We start from the raw sequence: 2,218 nt of genomic DNA, 5'->3' as shown, positions 1-2,218 counted from the left end.
ATAATATTCGGTCATCGAGTCCGATTGATCCTCGATCAACTCGCCAATGATGACGGCTTTTGCCCATGCCGGAATCTTGCTGGCGGCCCCGGCTTCGAAAGCGGCGCGCGCGGTGCGGCCTTGTTCGCTGGCTTCGTTCATCTTGCGGCGGAATTCGGCTTGCTTGTGCTTTGCTGCCGCCAGCAATGCCGCCGCCTGTACGGCTGAAATCGGTTCGACCAGATAGCGCGGCGCAAGCTCCAGCCATAGCCGGGCGGCGGATTCGGGAACCTCCGTTATCTGGAGGCTTTCGCCCCAAACGATTGTCAGTTGCGACCGGTCGCGCACCATGCCGCCGCCGCCAATGGTGAAGCCGTTACTTGCCTCGACCTGGACGACATGGCCGGAACTTGAATAGGCGGGATGATAGGCCGGCGCGCCAATGGCGATGGAATCCGGGCGGAAAGCGGTTTCAATGTTCATTGCGTTCGATCTCCAGTTGTTGCCACGATTGGCGGGCTTGACGTTCGGCGCGGGTTAGCGGCCGGCCTCGATTGCTTCCACTGTTGCCAATTCCACATCGGGCGGCGTGATCGGATCACTTAGCCCGCGAAAGTCGATATTGCCGGCCGGGATTGCGGGATTGCGGTCGCATAGTAGCGCCATGGCGCGAAGGCGGCGCGCTTGACGTCTAGACCGGACGGCCTCGCCGGCAGACCATGCCATGCCCTCGGAATCCTTGCGGACTGCGGATTCGTCGTTGCGTTCGGCGTCGTATCGGAGCGAGACCGCATAGCGCACAGCCGGCAGATTGTACCAGATCGACGGGCAAACGACGCTTTCGCCGGTCGCTGGATTGAGCCAGGTCAACACGCCGGCGTGTTGCGGTTCATCATTGGAGGCAATCCGCCAGCCTTCGCCACGCGGCGCGCTTTGATCGAAGTTCGGCAGATTGCAGGGGAGAATGTAGCCGGTCATGACGCAATGACCATAACGCCAGGATCAATGCGATAGACGGAAACTGAAACGCTGCCGTCATCGTGTTGCCGAATGCTGATAAGCCCGCCTTTCCCATTCGGCGCTGAAAATTCGGCTATCCGCTCGCAACTCTTGTCGGCGTAGTGATCCGCCACGCAAGGCGATTTGATGGAAGGTCTCGGCATGTCTCAAACTCCAGTTGCGCCACAATCGGCGGTTCAGTTATATTTCACAGTTTATGCGAAAATGCAAGTTCAGTTATTTTGCGGCGCGTCACCGGTTGCGCGAACTCATACGGCGCGAATCCCGGACACGTTACCGCGCCGTTTATGCCGTGCTGATAGTCGCAATTGAGCATACTCAAAATCATGCGCTCGCCCGTCGAATGCGGATTGCATGGCCAGGCCAAAAGCAAACCGGTTTTGCGCTCGACATACTTGGAATCTAGAACGCCGCTTTCATCCGGCATTATCAGCCGATACGCGGCCGGCCGGCCAATCCGGGCGGATTGCGTTTCCTCCAGATAGAGATTGAAAACCGGTTGTTCCGTCATGGGTCTAACTCCAGTTGCCGCCATGATTGGCGATTGGGCCGGCAATCGGCCATGAACAACGCGCGCGGGCTTTCAAAGGCGATAGCTTGCTGGCGCGGCCATGAGACCGCGCCAGCGGTCGCGCTAGGCGTGAACCTTCCCGTCATCACCAATGTACAGGTCCACATTGCCAAACGCTTTGGCGGCATCCGTGAGGCGCGATGCTTGCGGCTCCGGCCAGTCGCCATCCCAGAAGCCGGAGCCATGGCCGCAACGTGTCAGCCAAAAGTCGTGGCCAGCACGCCCGTCCTGATCGAAATCAGGGCCGAAGGTGACGCCATTGCATTGGATCGCGTCGGAGTGGGTGCGGTAGAATTCGTTGCAATCGGCTAACATGCCGTCGAGCGTTTCGCCGTCGATATCCTCCGGCCCATACTTGGCATCAAGCGGGTTGCCATCACCATCGGTTGAGGACCAAAGCGCGGTTGCCAGATAGGCGTTGAAAAAGCTTTCAGGTGCGGTTGACATGATCGTTTCCCCTTCGCTCTTACGCGTTGAACCAATCGAAGCGGCGCGCCTCTTTAGCCTTACGCTCCGCGCGCCTGTCGCGGCCTTCCATGCGCTTGGAAAACGGCTTGCCGTGCTTTGCCTTGCGTGCCTCATGTTGCGAGAAAAACGCGTCCAGATCGGCGGCGGCAATCGTTTCCAGATCGGCGCGCGCGGCGGAAT

5 protein-coding genes are annotated in these 2,218 nt (G+C 59.3%); all 5 read right to left on the bottom strand.

What is annotated here, in order from left to right; genetic code table 11:
- On the bottom strand, positions 1–462 hold a 462-nt coding region (locus EN879_RS32900; protein WP_206521051.1), incomplete at its 3' end, for a hypothetical protein.
- Between the two features lie 54 nt (positions 463–516).
- The gene (locus tag EN879_RS32895; protein ID WP_063168399.1) at positions 517–957 is read right to left on the bottom strand and encodes a hypothetical protein; all 441 of its coding nucleotides are present in this window, start codon (positions 955–957) and stop codon (positions 517–519) included.
- 229 nt (positions 958–1,186) lie between these two features.
- A complete protein-coding gene (locus EN879_RS32890; protein WP_063168398.1) occupies positions 1,187–1,510 on the bottom strand; it encodes a hypothetical protein in 324 nt (107 codons plus the stop codon).
- A gap of 123 nt (positions 1,511–1,633) precedes the next feature.
- Positions 1,634–2,017: a hypothetical protein gene (locus tag EN879_RS32885; RefSeq protein ID WP_063168397.1), complete on the bottom strand. Its 384-nt coding sequence runs from the start codon at positions 2,015–2,017 to the stop codon at positions 1,634–1,636.
- A gap of 19 nt (positions 2,018–2,036) precedes the next feature.
- Positions 2,037–2,218: hypothetical protein (locus EN879_RS39190; RefSeq protein ID WP_164774726.1), on the bottom strand; the 182-nt coding region annotated here is incomplete at its 5' end.

Source organism: Mesorhizobium sp. M7A.F.Ca.AU.002.02.1.1 (genome assembly GCF_003998535.1).
Classification (GTDB): Bacteria; Pseudomonadota; Alphaproteobacteria; order Rhizobiales; family Rhizobiaceae; genus Mesorhizobium; species Mesorhizobium ciceri.
This window is presented reverse-complemented; position numbering and strand designations above follow the sequence as displayed.

What these genes read in the sequence shown, in the direction of transcription:
- EN879_RS32895 (WP_063168399.1), bottom strand. Translation starts at nt 957, where the DNA reads ATGACCGGCTACATTCTCCCCTGCAATCTGCCGAACTTCGATCAAAGC.
- EN879_RS32890 (WP_063168398.1), bottom strand. Translation starts at nt 1,510, where the DNA reads ATGACGGAACAACCGGTTTTCAATCTCTATCTGGAGGAAACGCAATCC.
- EN879_RS32885 (WP_063168397.1), bottom strand. Translation starts at nt 2,017, where the DNA reads ATGTCAACCGCACCTGAAAGCTTTTTCAACGCCTATCTGGCAACCGCG.